Source organism: Roseococcus sp. YIM B11640, assembly GCF_049727625.1.
Classification (GTDB): Bacteria; Pseudomonadota; Alphaproteobacteria; order Acetobacterales; family Acetobacteraceae; genus Roseococcus.
Window position 1 is genome coordinate 46,214 of record NZ_JBBJOZ010000006.1, and the last position, 18,633, is coordinate 64,846.

The 18,633-nt window shown below is 70.4% G+C and carries 15 protein-coding genes; 8 read left to right on the forward strand and 7 right to left on the reverse strand.

Annotation, left to right across the window (positions count from 1 at the left end):
- The first annotated feature begins 59 nt into the window (after positions 1-59).
- The 6 genes from WJM96_RS20325 to WJM96_RS20350 all read left to right on the forward strand — a co-directional run bounded on the left by WJM96_RS20325 (position 60) and on the right by WJM96_RS20350 (position 7,912).
- Positions 60-1,574, forward strand: coding sequence for an ABC transporter substrate-binding protein (locus tag WJM96_RS20325; protein ID WP_424814381.1), 1,515 nt, complete (start codon positions 60-62; stop codon positions 1,572-1,574).
- Positions 1,574-2,533, forward strand: coding sequence for an ABC transporter permease (locus tag WJM96_RS20330; RefSeq protein WP_424814382.1), 960 nt, complete (start codon positions 1,574-1,576; stop codon positions 2,531-2,533). The genes WJM96_RS20325 and WJM96_RS20330 overlap by 1 nt, the downstream gene beginning before the upstream one ends.
- The gene (locus WJM96_RS20335; RefSeq protein WP_424814383.1) at positions 2,530-3,354 is read left to right on the forward strand and encodes an ABC transporter permease; all 825 of its coding nucleotides are present in this window, start codon (positions 2,530-2,532) and stop codon (positions 3,352-3,354) included. The genes WJM96_RS20330 and WJM96_RS20335 overlap by 4 nt, the downstream gene beginning before the upstream one ends.
- Complete coding sequence (locus WJM96_RS20340) at positions 3,347-5,380, forward strand: dipeptide ABC transporter ATP-binding protein (protein ID WP_424814384.1); 2,034 nt, start codon at positions 3,347-3,349, stop codon at positions 5,378-5,380. The genes WJM96_RS20335 and WJM96_RS20340 overlap by 8 nt, the downstream gene beginning before the upstream one ends.
- Positions 5,381-5,448: 68 nt before the next feature.
- Positions 5,449-7,662, forward strand: a complete 2,214-nt coding sequence (locus tag WJM96_RS20345; protein WP_424814385.1) for a DUF2235 domain-containing protein — start codon at positions 5,449-5,451, stop codon at positions 7,660-7,662.
- Positions 7,625-7,912 carry a hypothetical protein gene (locus WJM96_RS20350; protein WP_424814386.1) on the forward strand — a complete coding sequence of 96 codons (288 nt, stop codon included), beginning with the start codon at positions 7,625-7,627 and terminating at the stop codon, positions 7,910-7,912. The genes WJM96_RS20345 and WJM96_RS20350 overlap by 38 nt, the downstream gene beginning before the upstream one ends.
- On the opposite strand, the gene hutI is transcribed toward WJM96_RS20350, so the two are convergent.
- From hutI to WJM96_RS20370, 4 genes are read right to left on the reverse strand one after another with little or no spacing between them, the layout of a single operon-like run.
- Positions 7,852-9,057, reverse strand: a complete 1,206-nt coding sequence (gene hutI, locus WJM96_RS20355; RefSeq protein WP_424814387.1) for an imidazolonepropionase — start codon at positions 9,055-9,057, stop codon at positions 7,852-7,854. The genes WJM96_RS20350 and hutI overlap by 61 nt on opposite strands.
- Positions 9,047-9,799, reverse strand: coding sequence for a RidA family protein (locus WJM96_RS20360; RefSeq protein ID WP_424814388.1), 753 nt, complete (start codon positions 9,797-9,799; stop codon positions 9,047-9,049). Before WJM96_RS20360 ends, hutI begins: the two co-directional genes overlap by 11 nt.
- A complete protein-coding gene (locus WJM96_RS20365) occupies positions 9,796-10,086 on the reverse strand; it encodes a Rid family hydrolase (protein ID WP_424814389.1) in 291 nt (96 codons plus the stop codon). The genes WJM96_RS20360 and WJM96_RS20365 overlap by 4 nt, the downstream gene beginning before the upstream one ends.
- A gap of 12 nt (positions 10,087-10,098) precedes the next feature.
- Positions 10,099-11,658, reverse strand: a complete 1,560-nt coding sequence (locus WJM96_RS20370; RefSeq protein WP_424814390.1) for an ABC transporter substrate-binding protein — start codon at positions 11,656-11,658, stop codon at positions 10,099-10,101.
- Between the two features lie 72 nt (positions 11,659-11,730).
- Between WJM96_RS20370 and WJM96_RS20375 the strand changes: the two genes are divergently transcribed.
- Entirely contained in the window at positions 11,731-13,128 is a 1,398-nt protein-coding gene (locus tag WJM96_RS20375) for an amidohydrolase family protein (protein ID WP_424814391.1), read from the forward strand.
- A gap of 96 nt (positions 13,129-13,224) precedes the next feature.
- On the opposite strand, the gene WJM96_RS20380 is transcribed toward WJM96_RS20375, so the two are convergent.
- Complete coding sequence (locus WJM96_RS20380; protein ID WP_424814392.1) at positions 13,225-14,391, reverse strand: patatin-like phospholipase family protein; 1,167 nt, start codon at positions 14,389-14,391, stop codon at positions 13,225-13,227.
- 52 nt (positions 14,392-14,443) lie between these two features.
- Positions 14,444-16,693: a fused MFS/spermidine synthase gene (locus WJM96_RS20385; RefSeq protein WP_424814393.1), complete on the reverse strand. Its 2,250-nt coding sequence runs from the start codon at positions 16,691-16,693 to the stop codon at positions 14,444-14,446.
- 119 nt (positions 16,694-16,812) lie between these two features.
- Between WJM96_RS20385 and WJM96_RS20390 the strand changes: the two genes are divergently transcribed.
- Positions 16,813-17,874 (forward strand): alcohol dehydrogenase, encoded by a 1,062-nt coding sequence (locus tag WJM96_RS20390; RefSeq protein ID WP_424814394.1) that lies wholly within the window; start codon positions 16,813-16,815, stop codon positions 17,872-17,874.
- 66 nt (positions 17,875-17,940) lie between these two features.
- Here WJM96_RS20390 and WJM96_RS20395 read toward each other — a convergent pair whose 3' ends face one another.
- A complete protein-coding gene (locus WJM96_RS20395) occupies positions 17,941-18,579 on the reverse strand; it encodes a GntR family transcriptional regulator (protein WP_424814395.1) in 639 nt (212 codons plus the stop codon).
- Positions 18,580-18,633 lie beyond the last annotated feature (54 nt).

An 18,633-nucleotide genomic window follows, 5' to 3' on the forward strand; every position in this document is an offset into this window, starting at 1 on the left:
ACCGGATTTCCGGCGCATTCGCGCCGGCGGCCCTCCCGCTCCAGGACCGGAGAACAACGATGCTGCTGCCCCGCCGCTCCGCCCTCGCGCTTCCCGCGCTGATCGGCACCGTCGCAATGTCCCGGCCTGGCGCCTCCCAGGCGGGCGGCGGCGTGCTGCGCATCGCCATGAGCGCGAACCTGCGCAACCTCGACCCCGCGAAGATGACGATCGGCGAGGAATTCGCGCACGCCGTCTTCGTGTTCAACGGCCTCACGCGCATGAAGGCGGACCAGTCGGTGGAGCCGGAGCTCGCCGAATCCTGGACCTATTCGGACGATCTCAAGACCTGGGTGTTCAAGCTGCGCCGCGGCGTGAAGTTCCACCACGGCCGCGAGATGACCTCGGCCGACGTGATCAAGACCTATGAGCGCATTCTCGACCCCGCGACCGGCGCGCCCAGCCGCAGCAACTACGACATGGTCGAGAAGATGGAGGCGCCCGATCCCTACACGGTGATCTTCCGCCTCTCCTATGCCTATGGCGGCTTCGCGGACATTCTCTCCGACCGCCAGGTGAAGATCGTCCCCGCCGACAAGATCGACGAGCTCGCGACCAACCCGATCGGCACCGGGCCCTTCGTCTTCCGCAGCTACACGCCGGGCGACCGCATCGTCTACGCGCGCAACCCCGACTACTGGGAGGCCGGGCCGAAGTTCGACGGCGTGGAGATGCGAATCCTGCCGGAGATGTCGGTCCGCATCGCGGCCCTCCAGGCCGGCGACCTCGACGTGGTGTGGGACCTGGGGCCCGAGAACATCCGCGCGCTGCGCGAGGTCCGCAACGTCCGCGTGGAGAGCGTTCCCACCGCCTCCTGGGACGGCGCCATCCTCAACAACACGATGGCGCCCTTCAACGACGTGCGCGTGCGCCGGGCGCTGCACCTCGCCATCCCCAAGGCCGATGTGGCGGAGGTCGTGCTCTTCGGCGAGGGCGCGCCGACGCACAGCCCCATCGCGCCGAACCATCCCTTCTTCGCGAACGACATTCCCTTCCCGGCGCGGGCCGATGTGCAGGGTGCGCGCCGCCTGCTGCGCGAGGCCGGCCACCCGAACGGCATCCGCGTGCCGCTGGTCATCCCGGTCGGCCGCCCGGTGCGCGAGCGGCTGGGCGTGACCCTGCAGCAGATGGGCCGCCCCGCGGGCTTCGACTTCGAGATCCAGCGCGTGCCCTTCGCGCGCTACTCGGCCGAGGTCGCGGGCAAGGTGCCGGCCTATATCGACGGCTATTTCGCGCGCCCGACGATCGACACCTCGACCTTCCCCTTCCTGCATTCGCGCGGCAGCCAGAACACCCGCCTCTGGGTGTACAACGAGCCGAAGGTGGATGCGGCGCTGGAGGCGGCGCGCCTCACCGGCGACGTGAACGCGCAGAAGGCGCACTACGTCGCCATGCAGCGCGCCATGGTGGAGAACCCGCCGGGCTACATCGCCTACGCCCAGAAATTCGCCTGCGCCTACCGCTCGACGGTCAAGGACGTGGAGACCCACCCCATGCGCTGGTTCGACCTCAGGGCCGGCTATATTGGTTCCTGATGGCTACTTTCCTCGCCAAGCGGTTTCTCGCCGTCATCTTCGTTCTCTGGGCGATGACGGTGCTGGTCTTCGCCATCGTGAACATCCTGCCCGGCAGCGTCGCCCACATGATCCTGGGCGAGTTCGCCACCAACGAGGCCATCGCGGCGCTCGAGGAGAGGCTCGGTCTCAACGATCCGCTCTATGTGCAGTACTGGCGCTGGTTCACGGGCATGCTCCGCGGCGATTTCGGCATGTCGCTGACCATGGACCGGCCGGCCCTGCCGCTCATCATGGACGCGCTGGGGCGCTCGGCCATCCTGGCGGGGATCAGTATCGTGCTGGTCGCGATCATCGGCATCTCGCTCGGCATCCATTCGGCGACGCATGCGGGCTCCTGGTCGGACCGCGTGCTGACGCTGATGCAGTACTTCTTCATCGCGGTGCCCGAATTCTTCTGGTGCATCCTGGTGATCCTGTTCTTCGCCGCCTGGCTCGGCTGGCTGCCGGCGACGGGATACTCGCCGCTGTCGGAGGCCGGCTTCCTCGGCTGGGCGCGGCACCTGATCCTGCCGGTCTCGACCCTGGTGCTGGGGCTGATCGCGCATATCTCGCGCCTCGTGCGGTCCTCCATGCTGGAGGCGATCGAGAGCCGCTACGTTCTCGCCGCCCGCGCCAAGGGCCTGCCGGAGCGCATCGTGCTGCGCCGGCACGCCCTGCCCAACGCGCTGCTGCCGGCCATCACCATCCTGGCGGTGGATGTGGGCATCCTGATCGGCGGCATCGTGGTGGTGGAGAGCGTCTTCGCCTTCCCGGGCCTGGGCCGCATGCTGGTCTATGCCATCGACAACCAGGACGTGCCGCTGATGATGGGCGCCATGATGGTGGTGACCACCATCTACACGCTCGCCAACCTCGTGGCGGACATCCTCTACGCGGTGCTCAACCCCCGCATCCGGGTGAGCGGATCCGCAGGGTGAAGCACATTCCTCGTACCCTCTGGATCGGCGGCGTCATCGTCGGCGCGATCTGCATCCTGGCCATCCTCGGCCCCTGGATCACGCCCTTCGACCCGGACGCCTTCTCGGTGCGCGAGCGGCTGCAGCCGCCCTCGGCGCTGCACTGGTTCGGCACCGACGAGTTCGGGCGCGACGTCTTCTCCCGCGTGCTGGCGGGCGCGCATGATTCGCTCGCCATCGGCTTCGGCGCGACGGCGATCAGTCTCGCGATCGGCGTGCCGCTCGGCATGATCTCGGCCTTCCGGCGCGGCTGGACGGAGGAGGTCATCATGCGCGGTGTGGACCTCATGATCTCGCTGCCGCCGGTGCTGCTGGGCCTGCTCATCCTCGCGGTGACGGAGCCGAGCCTGTGGAAGACCATCCTGGCGGTCGGCCTCGTCTACGTGCCGATCATGACGCGCGTCTCCCGCGCCGTGGCGCTCGGCCTGCTGGCGGAGGATTTCGTGGAGGCGGCGAGGGCGCGCGGTGAGGGCGGCTTCCACATCCTGGCGCGCGAGATCCTGCCCAATGCCTGGCCGCCGCTCATCGTCGAGACCTCTCTGCGGATCACCTTCGCCATCCTGCTCGGCTCCGCGCTCAGCTTCCTCGGCCTCGGGCCGCAGCCGCCGGCCAGCGAATGGGGCCTCATGATCGCCGAGAGCCGGCCCTTCATCAGCGAGGCGCCCTGGATCGGCCTGGCGCCGGGGCTTTGCCTCTGCCTGCTGCTCATCGCGGTGAACGTGGTGGGCGAGGGGCTGCGAGATCTCCTGGACCCGCGGCTGAGGGGGCGTGGACATGGTTGACCCTCTCCTCAACATCAGGCGCATGTCGCTGACCTATGCGACGCAGCGTGGCCCGGTCCACGCGATGCAGGATGTCTCGCTGGCCATCCCGCGCGGCGGCGCGATGGGGCTGGTGGGCGAGAGCGGCTCCGGGAAATCCTCCGTCGTGCTCGCGATGCTCGGGCTGCTCGGCAAGGGCGCGGAGGTGGTCTGCGATTCCGCGCTCTTCGACGGCGTGGACCTCCGCACCCAGGCCGAAAGCCTGCGGGGCCGGCGCATCGGCATGGTCTTCCAGGACCCGGCGGCCGCGCTGAACCCGGCGCTCACCATCGGCTACCAGGTGGCGGAGCCGCTGGTGCAGCATCGCGGCTTCTCGCGGCAGGCGGCCTTCGCCCGCGCGGTGGAGCTGCTGGCCGAGATGGGCATCGCCCGGCCCTCCCAGGTCGCGCAGGCCTATCCGCACCAGCTTTCCGGCGGCATGAAGCAGCGCGCGGTCATCGCCACCGCGCTCGCCTGCGAGCCCGACCTGCTGCTGCTGGACGAGCCCACCACCGCGCTCGACGTGACGGTGGAGGCGCAGATCCTGGACCTGCTGGAGAAGCTGCGGCGCGAGCGCGGCGTCTCCATGCTGCTGGTCAGCCACAACCTCGGCATCGTGGACCGGCTCTGCGACGAGCTGACCGTGCTCTATGCCGGCCGAGTGGTGGAGCAGGGGCCCTGCGCGGAGCTGCTGGGCGACCCGCGCCACCCCTATACGCGCGGCCTGCTGGCGGCGCTGCCGCGCGTGGACCGCGGCCGGATGGGCCGCCTCGCCCCCATTCCGGGCGGGCTTCCGGACCTGACGCAACCCATGCCCGGCTGCAATTTCGCGCCGCGCTGCCCCTTCGCGCGGCCCTCCTGCGCCGAGCCGCAGGCGCTGCGCGCGGTCGATGGCCGTGCGGTGCGCTGCCACCGCGCCGAGGAGATCGCGGGCGAGCCCTGGCCCATCCCGGCCCATGCCGAAGGCGCGGCACGCCCCGAGAAGCCCATGACGCTGCTGAGCGCCGAGGGGCTGACGCGCAGCTTCGGCAGCAAGTCCCTCCTCTCGCGCCTCAGCCTGAAGGGGCTGAAGCCCTCCACCAGCTTCCGCGCGGTGGATGGCGTGTCGCTCACCATCGGGCGCGGCGAGGTGCTGGGCCTGGTGGGCGAGAGCGGCTGCGGCAAGTCCACGCTCGGACGCCTCGTGCTGCGGCTGCTGGAATCGGATGCCGGCACCATCCGCTTCGAGGGCAAGGAGATCCCGGGCGCGCCGCCGCTGAGCTACCGGCGCCGCGCGCAGATCGTCTTCCAGAATCCCGACAGCTCGCTCAACCCGCGCCAGACGGTGGACGAGGCACTGCGCCGCCCGCTGGTCCGCTTCGGCATCGCTAGCGGCGCCGAGGCGACGAAGGAGGTGGAGCGCCTGCTGGAGCTCGTGCGCCTGCCGCCGAGCTACCGCCAGCGCTATCCGCACCAGATGTCGGGCGGCGAGAAGCAGCGCATCGGCATCGCCCGCGCGCTCGCCAGCAAGCCCGACTTCCTGGTCTGCGACGAGGCGGTCTCCGCGCTCGACGTCTCGGTGCAGGCGGCGGTGCTCAACCTGCTCTCGGACCTGCGCGACGAGCTGGATGTCGCGTATCTCTTCATCTCGCACGACATCGGCGTGGTGGCGCATATCGCCGACCGCATCGCGGTGATGTACCGCGGCGCGATCGTCGAGGAAGGCCCGGCGCGCGACATGCTGATGCCGCCCTACCACCCCTATACCGAGGCGCTGCTCTCCGCCGTGCCGGTGGTGGGCGCGCATGGCCGCGCGGCGAGCCGCATCCGCCTCACGGGCGATGTGTCCTCCGCGCCGGGCCATGCGGGATGCCGCTTCGCGCATCGCTGCCCGCGCCACCTGGGCACGACCTGCGATACGGTGGAGCCGCCGATCCGCCGCTTCGGCGAGGGGCACCGCATCGCCTGCCACCTGACGCCGGAGGAGCTGAAGGCCATGCCGCCGGCGCTCGCCACGGCGGCCGAGTGAAGTCGCGAATTCTGTAACATTTGCGACATGACTTGTCCTAACCTTCGCTAAACGAGGGTTGGGACCTCATGAGCGAAGAAGCGGTCGGCGTTCCGCGCCGGCGCAACATCGTCCTCTTCTCGGACGGCACGGGAAACAGTGTGAACAGCATCTTCCGGACCAATGTCCGGCGGCTGTATGACGCGCTGGACCTCGAAGACACCGAGCCGACGAAGTATCCGCGGCAATTCGCCTTCTATGACGACGGCGTCGGGACTTCGAGCTTCCGGCCGCTCGCCATGCTGGGCGGCGCCTTCGGCTTCGGGCTGGCGCGCAACGTGCGCGAGATCTACGCCTTCCTCTGCCGCACCTGGCGCCCGGGCGACGAGATCTACGGCTTCGGCTTCAGCCGCGGGGCCTTCACCATGCGCGTGGTGATGGGGCTGGTGATGAACCAGGGCATCGTCCGCTATGACGGCAGCGAGGCGAACCTGCAGCGGCAGGTGAACGAGGCATGGCGCGCCTATCGGCGGGAGCGCTACCGGGGCCGCGTGCTCACCGAGATTGCGCGCCCGGTCCGCGATGCGGTGATCTGGGCGAAGAACGCGCTTCTCGGCGTCCCTTCCTACGACCCCAAGGCGAATAGCGGCGGCCCGGGCGAGCCGGATCAGCGCACGGAGGTCCGCTTCCTGGGCTGCTTCGACACGGTGGACGCCTATGGCCTGCCCATCGCCGAGCTGACGCGTGCGATGGATGCGGTGGTCTACCCCGTCACCATGCCCGACGCGGATCTCAACGAGAGGGTGAAGCGCGCCTGCCAGGCGCTGTCCCTGGACGACGAGCGCAGCACCTTCTACCCGCGCCTCTGGAACGAGGCGAAGGAGCCGCCGGCCGGCGAGGACATCGGCCGCGAGCGCATCAGCCAGGTCTGGTTCGCCGGCATGCATTCCGATGTGGGCGGCGGCTACGCGGATGATGGCCTCGCGCACACTCCGCTCATCTGGATGCTGGAGCAGGCCGAGGCGGCGGGGCTCCGCTTCGCGCCCGCCGTGAAGGACCTGTTCCGCGCCGTCGCGGACGAGCACGGGCCCATCCACGATTCGCGGCGGGGCTTCGCGAGCTACTTCCGCTACAAGCCGCGCAGGCTCGACGCCATCCTGCACCAGAGCCGGGCGCAGAGCGGCCGGCCGGATGTCGAGGTCGCGCGGCCCAAGATCCATGAAAGCGTCTTCAACCGCATCAAGGCCGGGCAGGACGGCTACGCGCCCATCAGCCTTCCGGCGGATTTCGACGTGCTCAAGGCCAATGGCAGCCTGGTGACGGCGGACCAGTTCCTGGGCCCCGGCCTGTGGAACGGAAGCGCGGCCGCGCGCGAGCGCGTGTGGAACTGGGTCTGGTGGCGGCGCGTCGCCTATTTCTGGACGCTCGCCTCGACGCTGGCGCTGGCCGGCGCGCCCTTCCTGCTGAAGCCCACGGGTTGCGAGTCCTGGGCCTGCTTCCTCAAGCCGGTCATCGAGGCGGGGAGCGGCGTGCTGCCGGCCATGCTGGCGCAGCCCTTCTCGGTCTACGGGTCGCATCCCGTCACCTTGCTGGTGCTGGCCGCGTGCCTGATGGCGGGCATCCTGGCGGGGCGCTGGCTGGACACGCGCGTGCCGGACGAGATGCGGTGCGTCTGGTACGATCTCGGCCCCGTCACCACGCCGGTCCGCCCGGCAAAGGGGGGGCTTTGTGGTGCCCAGGCCCGCGGGGCTGGTGAACCGCGCCGTGCAGGCCCTCCGGCTCTCCGGCGCCTATCGCCTGCTGGACCGCGTGGCGCGGCGATGGGTGCTGCCCTGGGGGGCGGGGCTGGCCGCCATCTGGCTTACGGTCGGGCTGCTGAACCAGTCGGCGCTCGGCGTCATGCAGGCCAGCGGCAGCTTCTGCACGACGCCCGGGAATGCCTCCCTCGTCACGCCCAGCGGCCGAAGCGATGTCGTCTCGCATTTCGACACGCGGAGCATCTGCCACCCGACGCTCGTTCAGATGGAGCAGGGCGCGACCTACCGGCTGCGCATACAGCTCGGCGATACACGGGCCTCGCCCGATGCGCCGCGCGACTGGAAGGACGCCTCGCTGCCCGCGGGCCCGCATGGGCTCAGCGCGGGCGCGGGGGACTGGAAAACCGCGCTCCTGATGGGCGCCGCCATTCCCCTGCGCCGCCACGTCACCCAGGACTGGTTCCGGCTGATGGCGCGGATCGGCGAGATCGGCGGAGAGGACTACGCCTTGGATTGGCGCCTGCTTCCCGGCGGCCGTACCTATGAGGCCACGCTTTCCGCGAGGCGCGACGGGCCGCTCTTCCTCTACGTCAACGATCTGCTGGTGCCGGGAATCGCCGAAACCTACGGGAACAATTGCGGCACCGCCCGGCTGCGCGTGCGCCTGCTGGGCGGCGTGGAAGGCGGGGCGGAGGCCGAGGGAGGCGCGATGCGCGAGATTCCGCTGCCGCCGAACTACGGCCGCGGCAATCCCGCCTGCACCACCTCGCGCGGCGGCGCACCGCCGAGCCAGTAGCAGAGCTCGGCCGGCTGGCCGATCTCCCACAGCACGAAGTCGGCGGGCAGGCCCGGTCGCAGCTCGCCGATCCTTCCCGCGAGCCCGGCCGCCTTCGCCGCGACCACCGTATAGGCGCGCAGCGCCTCCACCGGCGTCATGCGGAAGAAGGAGCAGCCCAGCGCCAGCACCAGAAGCGGCGAGAGGGTGGGCGAGCTTCCGGGATTGCAGTTGGTCGCCAGCGCCATCTCCACGCCGTGGCGGCGGAACCATTCCAGCGGCGGGCGGCGCGGCTCGTTGAGGAAGAGCGTCGAGCCCGGCAGCAGCATGGCCACCGTGCCCGCCTTCGCCATGTCGATGACGGAGGCCTCGCTCACATATTCCAGGTGATCGGCCGAGAGCGCGCCGAGCCGCGCCAGCGTGCCGCCGCCGCCCACATCGCCATACTGGTCCGTGTGGCCCTTGATCGGCAGGCCGGCGGCCTGCGCGGCGCGATAGAGGCGCAGCATGTCCTCCTCGCGGATGGCGAGGCCCTCGATCCCACCGTCGCAGATATCGACCAGCCCCTCGGCCATCGCGGCCGGCAGCACGGTTCGCGCGAGGTGGTCGAGATAATCGGCCGAGCGCCCGGTGTATTCCGGCGGGATCACATGCGCGCCGAGGAAGGAGGTCACGACGCGCACGCCGTTCTCGCGCCCCAGGCGCCGGGCCGCGCGCAGCATGCGGAGCTCGCTCTCGAGGTCCAGCCCGTAGCCGGACTTGATCTCGATGGTGGTCACGCCCTCGGACATCAGGCGGCGCAGGCGCGGCGTGGCGCTGGCGACCAGCGCGTCCTCGCTCGCGCCGCGCGTCTCGCGCATCGTGAAGAGGATGCCGCCGCCCTCGGCCGCGAGCTCCCGCCGTGTGGCGCCGCCGAGCTGCCGCTCGAACTCGCCGATGCGCTCGCCCGCGAAGACGAGATGGGTGTGCGCGTCCACGAAGCCGGGCAGGATGAAGCGGCCGCCGGCATCATGGCGACGCTTCGCCCCGGTGGCGGGAAGCCCGGACATCGGGCCGAGCCAGGCGGTGACGCCGTCCTTGACCGCGATGGCGCCCGGCTCGATCACGCCGAGCCCCGCGCCCTGCATGGTCACCAGCCGGGCGTCGGTCCAGAGATCATCCCACATCGGGCAGGACCGCGTGGACGTCGATCTCCATCAGGATTTCCGGCGCGGCCAGGCCCTTCACGATGAAGAGAGAGTGCGGGATGCCGTGGCGCGACAGGGCGGGCTGCAGCGCCTCCATCACGGGTGCGATCTGGGCGCGGTCGGTGACATAGACCGTCGCGGCCACGCCATTCGCCAGCGTGGCGCCGCCTTCGGCGAGCAGCTTCTCCACATTGGAGATGGCGAGCCGTGCCTGGGCGCCGGCGTCGTGCAGGTTGGGAAAGTCCCGATCCAGCGTCAGCCCCGTCTGGCCGCGCAGGAAGATGCGCCGCCCCGCGACCACCACCATGCAGAAATCGGCCACGAATTCCTGCTTGTGCAGCCCATAGGGCGCGCTGGTGGAGCGGTATTTCCGCAGCCGCTCATGCGGGCCGCCCGGCACGGCATAGACATCGAGCTGAAAGACCGCCGCCGGGTCGCGGAGCGCCTTCACGATGAGCCCGGTGCTGACCGGATGTACGCCCGCCAGCCGGCGCCCCATCACGCCGTAGATGGCCTGGCGGAAGGCGCGGTCGGTGATCTGCATGGTGATCTTGCAGAGGTCCGTCAGCTGGCAGCCGGCCGAGGCCAGCGCGGCCTCCAGCCTGTCGAACACCGCCTCGGCCTGCTTCTCGGCGGCCTCGATGGTGAAGCCGCCCGCGACGTCGCCGGCGATGATTCCGGAGAGGTGCAGCGTGCCCTCGCGCAGGATGGCGGCTTTCATGCGATCACCGCGTCGATGTCGATCTCGACCATCATCTCCGGCCGCGTCAGGCCGTTCACGATCAGCGCGGTCTCTGCCACCTCCGCGCCGCCGAGATGACGCGCGACCACGGCCTGGACCGGCGCGTCATAGGCGCGATCGGTGACATAGGTCGTGACCTTGCAGATGTCGGCGATGCGGGCGCCCCGGGCTGCCAGCAGGCGCGTCGCGGCTTGCATGGCCTGCTCGGCCTGGGCCGCCGCGTCGGGGCCGGCGCCGGACTGGCCGCGGATGAAGACCTGTCGCAAGGGCGTTTCTCCTCAGGGTGCCGGACGCAGGGACATGGCCAGCGTGCGCTCGTCGTTGCGGGCCTCATAGGCCAGGCCGCGGCGCGAGGCCCAGATATTCACCTGGTGGTGCAGCGGGATGATGGCCTGCTCGCGGATCGCGAGGCCCGTCGCCTCGCGATAGACCGCCTCGCGGGCGGCGAGGTCGATGGTGCCCAGCGCCTGGTCCACCAGCGCGTCGAAGCGGGGGTTGGAATAGTGGGAGCGGTTGCTGGCGCCGCGCCCGCGCGCGGGCTCGATGGTGGCGAGCAGGTTGCCGAGCGGGCTGTCCGGCTCGCCCGTTCCGGTGCCCCAGCCGAGCAGGCCGACCGAGAATTCGTCGCGTCCCGAGCGCGAGAAGAAGGCGGAGGAGGGCAGGGCTTCCACCCGCGTCCGCACGCCCACGCGGGCCCACATCTGCGCGATGGCCTGCAGGATCTGCGCGTCGTTCACGTAACGGTCGTTGGGGCCGTGCAGCGAGATCTGGAAGCCCTGCGGGTAGCCCGCCTCGGCCAGCAGGCGACGCGCGGCGTCGAGGTCCTGCGTGTCGGGCGTGAGCGCGGGGTCGTGGCCGACGGCGCCCGCGGGCAGCAACTGGCCGGAAGGCGTGGCCTGCCCATCCATCACCTGGGCCGCGATGCCCTGGCGGTTGATGGCGAGCGAGAGCGCGCGGCGCACGCGCAGGTCGCGCAGCGGGTTGCTGGGCAGCGGGCGTCCCTGCAGGTCGGTGGCGAAGGGCGTCTGGTCGCGCCACTGGTCGAGGTAGAGGTAGATGTTGCGCAGGCTCGTGGCGCTGTGGATGGCCAGCCGCCCGTCGCGCCGCAACTCGGCCACGTCGCGCGTCGGCACCTGGTCGATCAGGTCCACGTCGCCGGCCTTGAGCGCGGCGAGCCGCGCGCTGTCATTGCCGATGAAGCGGTAGGTGACGCGGTTCCAGCCGACATTTCCGCCGTACCATTCGGTGTTGCGCTGGAACACCGCGCGATCGCCGGGCGTGTAGGAGACGAGGCGGTACGGACCCGTGCCGATGGCCGCGCGGCCGCTGTTGTAGTCGGCCGTCGTCATGCCCTCGCCCTGGCGCCGGCCGATGATGGCGAAGCCCTGCACCATGGCGGGGATGAGCGGCGAGGCTGTCGCGGTAACGAGGCGCACGGTCTGCGGATCCACCACCACCACCTCGCGCACCGGGCGCGTGTAGAAGGCGTAGGAGGCCGGGCTGCCCTGGACCTGGGGGATGCGCGCGAAGGTGAAGGCCACGTCGTCGGCGGTCAGCGGCGAGCCATCGTGGAAGCGGATGCCCGGCCGCAGCTTGAATTCCCACTCGGTGGGCGAGATGGCGCGGTATTCGGCGGCCAGGCCGGGCACAGGCCGGAGATTCGCATCGGGCTCCAGCAGCCGGTCGAAGAGATGCTGCGTGATCGCGCTGTTGGGCGTGAGGTTGTGGAAGTGGGGATCCATCGAGGTGAAGGCGCCGCCCACCGCGATGTTCAGGTCCTGCGCCGCGGCCGGCGCGGCGAGAAGGGAGAGCGCCAGGATGGCGGCGTGACGTGGCATCGCGGATCCCCTCGCTTGCATCGCTAGCTAATTGTGGAAGAGTGTCGCCACGCCAGCAAGTGGGGGAGCGCCTTGGACCTTCTGATCACCGACACCATCGTCGTCACCTGCGACGACGGAAGAAGCCTGCTGGAGCACGCGGCCGTCGCCATCAAGGGCGACCGCATCGCGGCGGTGGGCGACAGCAAGATCCTCGAGCGCGACTTCCCCGACCTGCCGCGCTTCAACGGCCGCGGCCTCGCGGTTTTCCCGGGCTTCATCAACGCGCACACGCACACGGCGCTGACCGTGCTGCGCGGCAGCGTCGAGGATTGGGGCGGCAATGCCGTCTACGGCTACATGTCGCCGGTCTCCTATGAAATGACGCCGGCGGAACGCTCGGTGATGGTGAGCATGGGCTGCCTGGAAGCGATCCGCTCCGGCTGCACCACGCTGGTCGATCCCTTCCGCCATACGCCGGACTATATCGACGCCATGGCCGCGACGGGCCTGCGCCTCTGGCTCTCTGAGAATTGCGCGGACATCAACACGCTGAAGATCCGCCTCGGCGACTACAGCATCGACGAGGAGTTCGGCCGCGTTTTCCTCGAGCGCACCGAACGCTGCATCCAGGACTGGCAGGGCCGCGGCGACGGGCGCGTGAACTTCCAGATCGCCGCGCACGCCCCGGACAACTGCTCGCCGAAGATGCTGCGGGCGCTGCTTGACCTCTCGGCCAAGTACAAGCTGACGCGCGCCGTCCACCTCGCGCAGAGCATGGACGAGGTGAAGGCGGTCGGCGCCATGCATGGCGGGCTGACGCCGGCGGGCTACCTGGACCGCGAGGGTTTCCTCGGCCCCGACCTCGTCGGCGCGCACTGGACCTATTGCACGCCCGAGGATGTGGAGCTTCTGGCCTCGCGCGGCACGCAGATGGCGCATTGCCCGGCGAACTCCTCGCGCCGCGGGCCGCACACGGCGCCGCTTGGGTTGATCCGCGATGCGGGCGTCAACATCGCCCTCGGCACGGACAACATGACGGAGGACATGTTCCACGCGCTGAAGATCGGCCTCATCACGCATCGCGGCGGGCGCGGCCGCGCGGTGGAGGGCGGCGTGGACCCGCAGCCGCAGCAGATGCTCGACGGCATCACGCGCAACGGCGCGCGCTCGGTCGGCGCCACGCATCTCATCGGCTCGATCGAGGTGGGGAAGAAGGCGGATCTCACCATCCTGGACCTCAACACGCCGAGCCTGAGGCCGATCATCAACCTCGTCTCGGCCGTGGTTCATTACGGCCATCCGGGCGCGGTGCATTCGGTGATGGTGGATGGCGAGTTCCTGCTGCGCGATCGCAAGATGCTGGCGATGGACGAGGAGGCGCTGATGAAGGAGGCGCAGATCGTCACCCAGCGCGTCTGGACGCGGATGATCGAGAAGAACCCCGACATCCCGCCGCCGCCGGGCGGCCTGCGCTGGCTGGATACCTGAGTCCGGCTCTCCGCCGCCACGCGCGCATCCCGCGCGGTGCTATTCGCGGCCGCATGATGTGCCGCGGGGGGCGGGCCTCCGTGTCCGCGCCGGCGCCTAGCCGGGCTCCCCCGGCTCGGGCCGGAAATCGAAGGTCTGCACGCTGTCCTCGCCCTGGGGCGGCTCGAAGATCTCGGGATGGCGCAGCGCGCGCCGCGCATCCTGCCGGCCCACGCGCCAATGCTCCTCCATCGCGAGGCGGGAGAAGTTGTAGTCCTTTGAATCCACCTCGTGCGGCCGCGTGCGGTAGATGAGCTGCACGATGTTCGCGACCTTGCGGTCGGCGAACTCGGCGAGGAGCTTGCCGTCGTCGCTCGCCTTCAGCTCCGCCGGCGCATGCTCCAGCAGGCGCAGCACGGCGGTGCGGAAGGCCTGGACGCGCTTGAGATGGTCGGTGCCCGCGCGGGTTCGGCTGGAGAACTGGATCTCCTTCTGCCGGACCGCGACCTCCGTGAGGTCGCGCGGCGCCTCCCCCCGCGCGCTCCAGAGATCCACCTGGAAGGCCAACATCCCGCGCGCCTTCGACTGGCGGAACACCCATTCCAGCGGCGTGTTGGAGACGAGCCCCCCATCCCAGTAGAGTTCGCCGTCGATCTCCACCGGCGGGAAGCCGGGCGGCAGGGCGCCGCTCGCGATGATGTGCCGCGGGCCGATGCGGTGCGTCGTCGTGTCGAAATAGGCGAAGTTGCCGGTGCGGACGTTCACGGCGCCCAGGCTCACGCGCATCCCGCCATTGTTGAGCCGGTCGAAATCCACCAGCTCCTCGAGTGTCGCCTCCAGGGGCGAGGTGTCGTACCAGCTGGTCACCCCCAGCGGCGGGAAGCCGAAGCCCGAGATGCGCGGCGTGAAGAAGCCGGGCGCGCCCGCCACCAGCGCCTCCATCGCGCCCAGGCGGTTCAGCACGCTATGCGCCCCGCTGCCGAGCCGCGCGCCATCCAGCCACCAATGCGCCCAGCGGCTGGCCTGGCCCTCGCTCACCTGTTCCCAGAAGCGGCGGAGGCGCACGCAGCGCATCTCGGGCGGGTTGCCCGCGATGATGGCGGCGTTGATCGCGCCGATGGAGATGCCGGCGATCCATCCCGGCTCGATCCCGCATTCCGCCAGCGCCTCGCACACCCCGCCCTGGTACGCCCCCAGCGCGCCGCCGCCCTGGAGCAGGAGGGCGATGCTGTCGAAGGCCTCGAGGCTGGGCTTCTCGGTCGGCGGTTTGCGGCGCGGCGGCATGGCGGGTCTCCCTGCTGGGGGTGAGCTTAGCCTATTCCGCCGGAACCCGATGTCATTCCGGCCTGGGCCGCCAGGTGTCGAGTTGCGCGTGGTTCAGGAAGAACTCGTCCCGGGGGAACATGTCGGTCAACGGCGGGGGCGCGCGGGGCGTCTCGGGGGTCCAGACCGTCACGGGGCCGCTCACCAGCGGCGTCAGGTCCGTCGTCGCGGGGTTGCCGCGCAGGGCATGGGCCATCACGCGCGGGTCGCGCAGCGCCTCGATCAGCGCCTGCTGGTCGAAGGGGATGGGTCGGTCGCTGCCGATCATGGCCTGGAGGGGCGTGATGAGGATGGCGTGGGGAAAGGCCGCGGCGAAGGTGTCCACCACGCGCCAGGTCGGCGCCCACTGGACATAGAGCCCGCCGGGCGCCAGCCGCTCGCGCAGCTGGGCCAGGAACTCGGCGCTGTAGAGCAGGCCGGAATGCGAGGATTGCGGGCGGATCGCATCGGCCTCGATCACGTCGTAGAGCTCGTTGCCCCGCGTCAGCGCGCGGCGGCCGTCGCCGTATTCCAGGCGCAGGCGCGGGTCCGCCAGCAGGGCGGCCACGCCGGATTCCGGCCTTTCGCGCGCGATCTCCTCCAGCGTGTCGAGCACGGGGGCGATGAGCTCGATGGCGCGAATCTCGCGCGTCTCCGGATTCACGGCGGCGCCATAGGGCGTGCCGCCGGAGCCCACGCCCACCGTCATCACGCGGCCGGGCGAAGGGTGCAGCAGGGGCCCGAGCATGCCGAGCAGCACGTGCTGCTCCAGGAAGGGGACGAAGCCCTGGCCATGTCCCATGATGAAGAAGCGCCCGGGCTGGCGGCCCTCGCCCTCGCCGAACTCGCGCCAGAAGGAGACGCCGGAGCGGTCCTCCGCCCAGGCGGATTCGATGCCGCTCGGCAGGCCGTGCATGCGCGACCAGAACTCGCGGTTGGAGGGCAGGGCGAGCGCGATGAGCGCGGTGACGCCGGCCAGCGCCAGCGTCGCGGGGCGCGAGCGCCGCGCATGGGTGAGCCAGACGAAGAGCAGCCCGAGCGAGAGCACCGCCAGCAGCAGCAGCGTCCCCATGCTGCCCAGGAAATGGAAGGTGATGAGCCCCGTGCCGATGGAGCCCGCCGCATTCCCCAGGATGTTGGAGAGCTGCACCCAGCCCACGCGCGCGCCCACGCTCGCGAGATCCTGCTGCACGGCGCGCTGCACGAAGGGGAAGGTCATGCCGATGACGAAGGAGGGCGGCGCCACCACCAGCACGATGATCGCGGTCGAGATGGCGATGGCCTGGTGGTAGAAGCGGTCGAAGTCCACGGCCATGAGGTCGGAGAGCGGCTTCTCGCCGATCGCCCACCACAGGATGCCCAGCAGCAGCGCCGCCAGCACGAAACCGCCGCCCTGGGTCAGGAAGAAGGCGGGGCGAGGGTCGCGCATGCCCCGCACCATGCGCGCGGCGAGCGCCATGCCGAGCCCGTCGGCCAGCAGGAAGGTGCCGAGCACGGTGGGGAAGAGATAGGCGTGGTACTGCCCGACCTGCCCCAGCAGCCGCACCCAGACGATTTCCAGCGCCACGATCACGTAGCCCGAGAGGAAGACCAGCACGCACCAGGTGCCGAGCCGCCCGAAGGGCGCGGCCTGCGCCTCGCCCGCGGGCCGGGGCGGGGCGGGCGGCGTGGCCGGCATCCCGCGCAGCAGCGTGAGCGGGATGAGCGCGGCGGCGAGGTTCAGCCCCGCCGCGCAGACCAGCGCGCCGACATAGCCGAGATGGCCCACGATGACCCAGCCGCCCGCCAGCGCGCCGAGCCCCGCGCCCAGCGTGTTCCAGCCGTAGAGCGTGCCGATGCGGCTGGCGACCGTCTCCAGCTCCGTCGCCACCGCGCGGGAGAGGAAGGGCAGCGAGGCGCCCATGAGCGTGGTCGGCACCACCAGCCCGGCGAAGCAGAGGGCGAAGACGGCGGTCGGGTGCTCGACGGCATCGGCGAGGCCGATCGCGATGAGGTCATAGAGGAAGGGCTTGGAGAGCAGCGCGCTGGCCGCCACCCCAGCCTCGCACAGCGCGAAGCCCAGCAGCGCCCCGCGCGGCGAGAGCCGGTCCGCGAGCTTGGCGCCCAGGATGGAGCCGAGGCCGAGCCCGCCCAGGAAGGCACCCACCACCAGCGCGGCCGACACGGTGTCCGAGCCCGCGAAGACGCCCAGCATGCGCTGCCAGACGATCTGGCAGAGCAGCGCGCCGAAACCGGAGCAGAAGAAGGCGAGCGTCAGCCGTGCCATGCGTTCCCCGTCTCTCATGTCTGATTGATTACTTGGGCGACATGTGAGGACAGGCGATGGAATGCATCAAGCGTGGATTGACCGGGCTCCCCCGGCGCGGTCCCATGGGGGCAAGCATCGAACTGAGGAGACGTCATATGCGGGCCTGGGCCGTCACCGAACTCGGCAAGCCTCTCAAGGAAATCGAACTTCCCACGCCGGAGCCGCAGGGCGACGAGGTGCTGCTGGAAGTCACCCATGCCGGCGTCTGCCACTCGGACCTGCATATCTGGGAGGGCGAGTACGACCTCGGCCAGCGCGGCAAGCTGCGCATGACCGACCGCGGCGTGAAGCTGCCGCTGGCGCTGGGCCACGAGATCGTCGGCCGCGTCGTGAAATGGGGCCCGGGCGCCGAGGGGAAGGGGCTGGAGAAGGGGCAGATCCGCCTCGTCTTCCCCTGGGTCGGCTGCGGCACCTGCGCGCGCTGCGCCCGGGGCGAGGAGAACCTCTGCGCGGTGAAGTCGCGCTCGCTCGGCGTCTATCAGAACGGCGGCTATGCGACGCATGTCCTGTCGTCGCACTACAAGCACCTGATCCCGATCGACGGGCTCGATCCCGCGCTGGCGGCGACCTATGCGTGCTCGGGCGTCACGGTCTATTCGGCCATCCGCAAGCTGATGCCCATGGGGGCGGAGGAGCCCATAGTCGTGGTTGGCGCGGGCGGGCTCGGGCTCAACGCCATCGCGATCCTGAAGGCGCTGGGGCACAAGCGCATCTGCGCGGTGGATATCGACGCGACGAAGCTGGAGGCCGCGAAGAAGCAGGGCGCCACCGACACCGTGCTGGCGGGCGCGGACACGGCCAAGCGGATCGTGGAGGCCTGCGGCGGGCCGGTGCTGGGCATCATCGACCTGGTGAACGGATCGAAGACGGCGGCCGATGCCTTCGACGCGATGGGCAAGGGCGGCAAGCTCGTGCAGGTCGGGCTCTTCGGCGGCGAGATGAACATCCCGCTGCCGCTCATGCCCATCCGCGCCATCACCATTCAGGGCAGCTATGTCGGCAGCCTGCCGGAGCTGCATGAGGTGGTGAAGCTGGCGCAGGACGGGAAGGTGCCGGCGATCCCCATCACGCTGGAGAAGATGGCCAATGCCGACGCCGCGCTGCACCGGCTGAAGGACGGCAAGGTCACGGGGCGGACGATCCTGGTCGCGGGGTAGCCCCTTGTACTCGGCCCGGGGCTTGGCCTCGGGCCGCCAGCGCGAAGCCAGGCCGCCGAGGCCGAGCTAAGCCTTGTCCGGCAGGTTCACCGCCGATTCCGTGATGTGCGCGCGGATCTCGGCAGTCAGCTGCGCGCCGTCCTGCGCCGCCAGCGCCGCGATGATGCGCCGGTGGCCCGCGGCACTTTCCTGCAGCGCCGCGAAGGACGGCCAGAGCCCCTTGGGCCAGAGCCGCGCGCGGTCCCGCGCCTCCACGATCATCTCCGCCAGGATGCGGTTGGGCGTGTAGTCGTAGAAGCCGTCATGGAAGGCGATGTTCGTGCGGCTCCAATCGGCATGGGAGCCGTTGACCGCCGCGTCCTCGAACTCGCCCGCCAGCGTGGAGAGATGCTCCAGCGCCGCCGCGTCGATGCGGGGCAGGGCGGCCAGCGCCGCATCCACCTCCAGCAGCACGCGGATGGCCAGCAGGTCGTGCAGCCGCGTCATGTCGATGGTGGCGACCCGGAAGCCCCGGAAGGGCACGTGCTCCACGATGCCGCGCAGGGTCAGCTCGGACAGCGCCGTCCGCACCTCGAAGCGGTTGGCGCCGAGGCTGCGCTCCAGGTCGATCTGCCGCAGCCACTCGCCCGCGCGATAGGAGCCGCCGCGGATGCCGGCGGCGATCTCGAGCGCGATCGGGCGTTTCGGACGGGGTTTCGCGGCCATGTGTCTCCGGGGCTTGTAGAGGTCCCGGCGGCCTTCTACAACTTGTCGCCAGAA

Bases quoted from the DNA above. Each gene is read 5' to 3' on its own strand.
- WJM96_RS20325 (WP_424814381.1), top strand. From the start codon at position 60: ATGCTGCTGCCCCGCCGCTCCGCCCTCGCGCTTCCCGCGCTGATCGGC.
- WJM96_RS20330 (WP_424814382.1), top strand. From the start codon at position 1,574: ATGGCTACTTTCCTCGCCAAGCGGTTTCTCGCCGTCATCTTCGTTCTC.
- WJM96_RS20340 (WP_424814384.1), top strand. From the start codon at position 3,347: ATGGTTGACCCTCTCCTCAACATCAGGCGCATGTCGCTGACCTATGCG.
- WJM96_RS20345 (WP_424814385.1), top strand. From the start codon at position 5,449: ATGAGCGAAGAAGCGGTCGGCGTTCCGCGCCGGCGCAACATCGTCCTC.
- hutI (WP_424814387.1), bottom strand. From the start codon at position 9,057: ATGTGGGATGATCTCTGGACCGACGCCCGGCTGGTGACCATGCAGGGC.
- WJM96_RS20360 (WP_424814388.1), bottom strand. From the start codon at position 9,799: ATGAAAGCCGCCATCCTGCGCGAGGGCACGCTGCACCTCTCCGGAATC.
- WJM96_RS20370 (WP_424814390.1), bottom strand. From the start codon at position 11,658: ATGCCACGTCACGCCGCCATCCTGGCGCTCTCCCTTCTCGCCGCGCCG.
- WJM96_RS20380 (WP_424814392.1), bottom strand. From the start codon at position 14,391: ATGCCGCCGCGCCGCAAACCGCCGACCGAGAAGCCCAGCCTCGAGGCC.
- WJM96_RS20385 (WP_424814393.1), bottom strand. From the start codon at position 16,693: ATGAGAGACGGGGAACGCATGGCACGGCTGACGCTCGCCTTCTTCTGC.
- WJM96_RS20390 (WP_424814394.1), top strand. From the start codon at position 16,813: ATGCGGGCCTGGGCCGTCACCGAACTCGGCAAGCCTCTCAAGGAAATC.
- WJM96_RS20395 (WP_424814395.1), bottom strand. From the start codon at position 18,579: ATGGCCGCGAAACCCCGTCCGAAACGCCCGATCGCGCTCGAGATCGCC.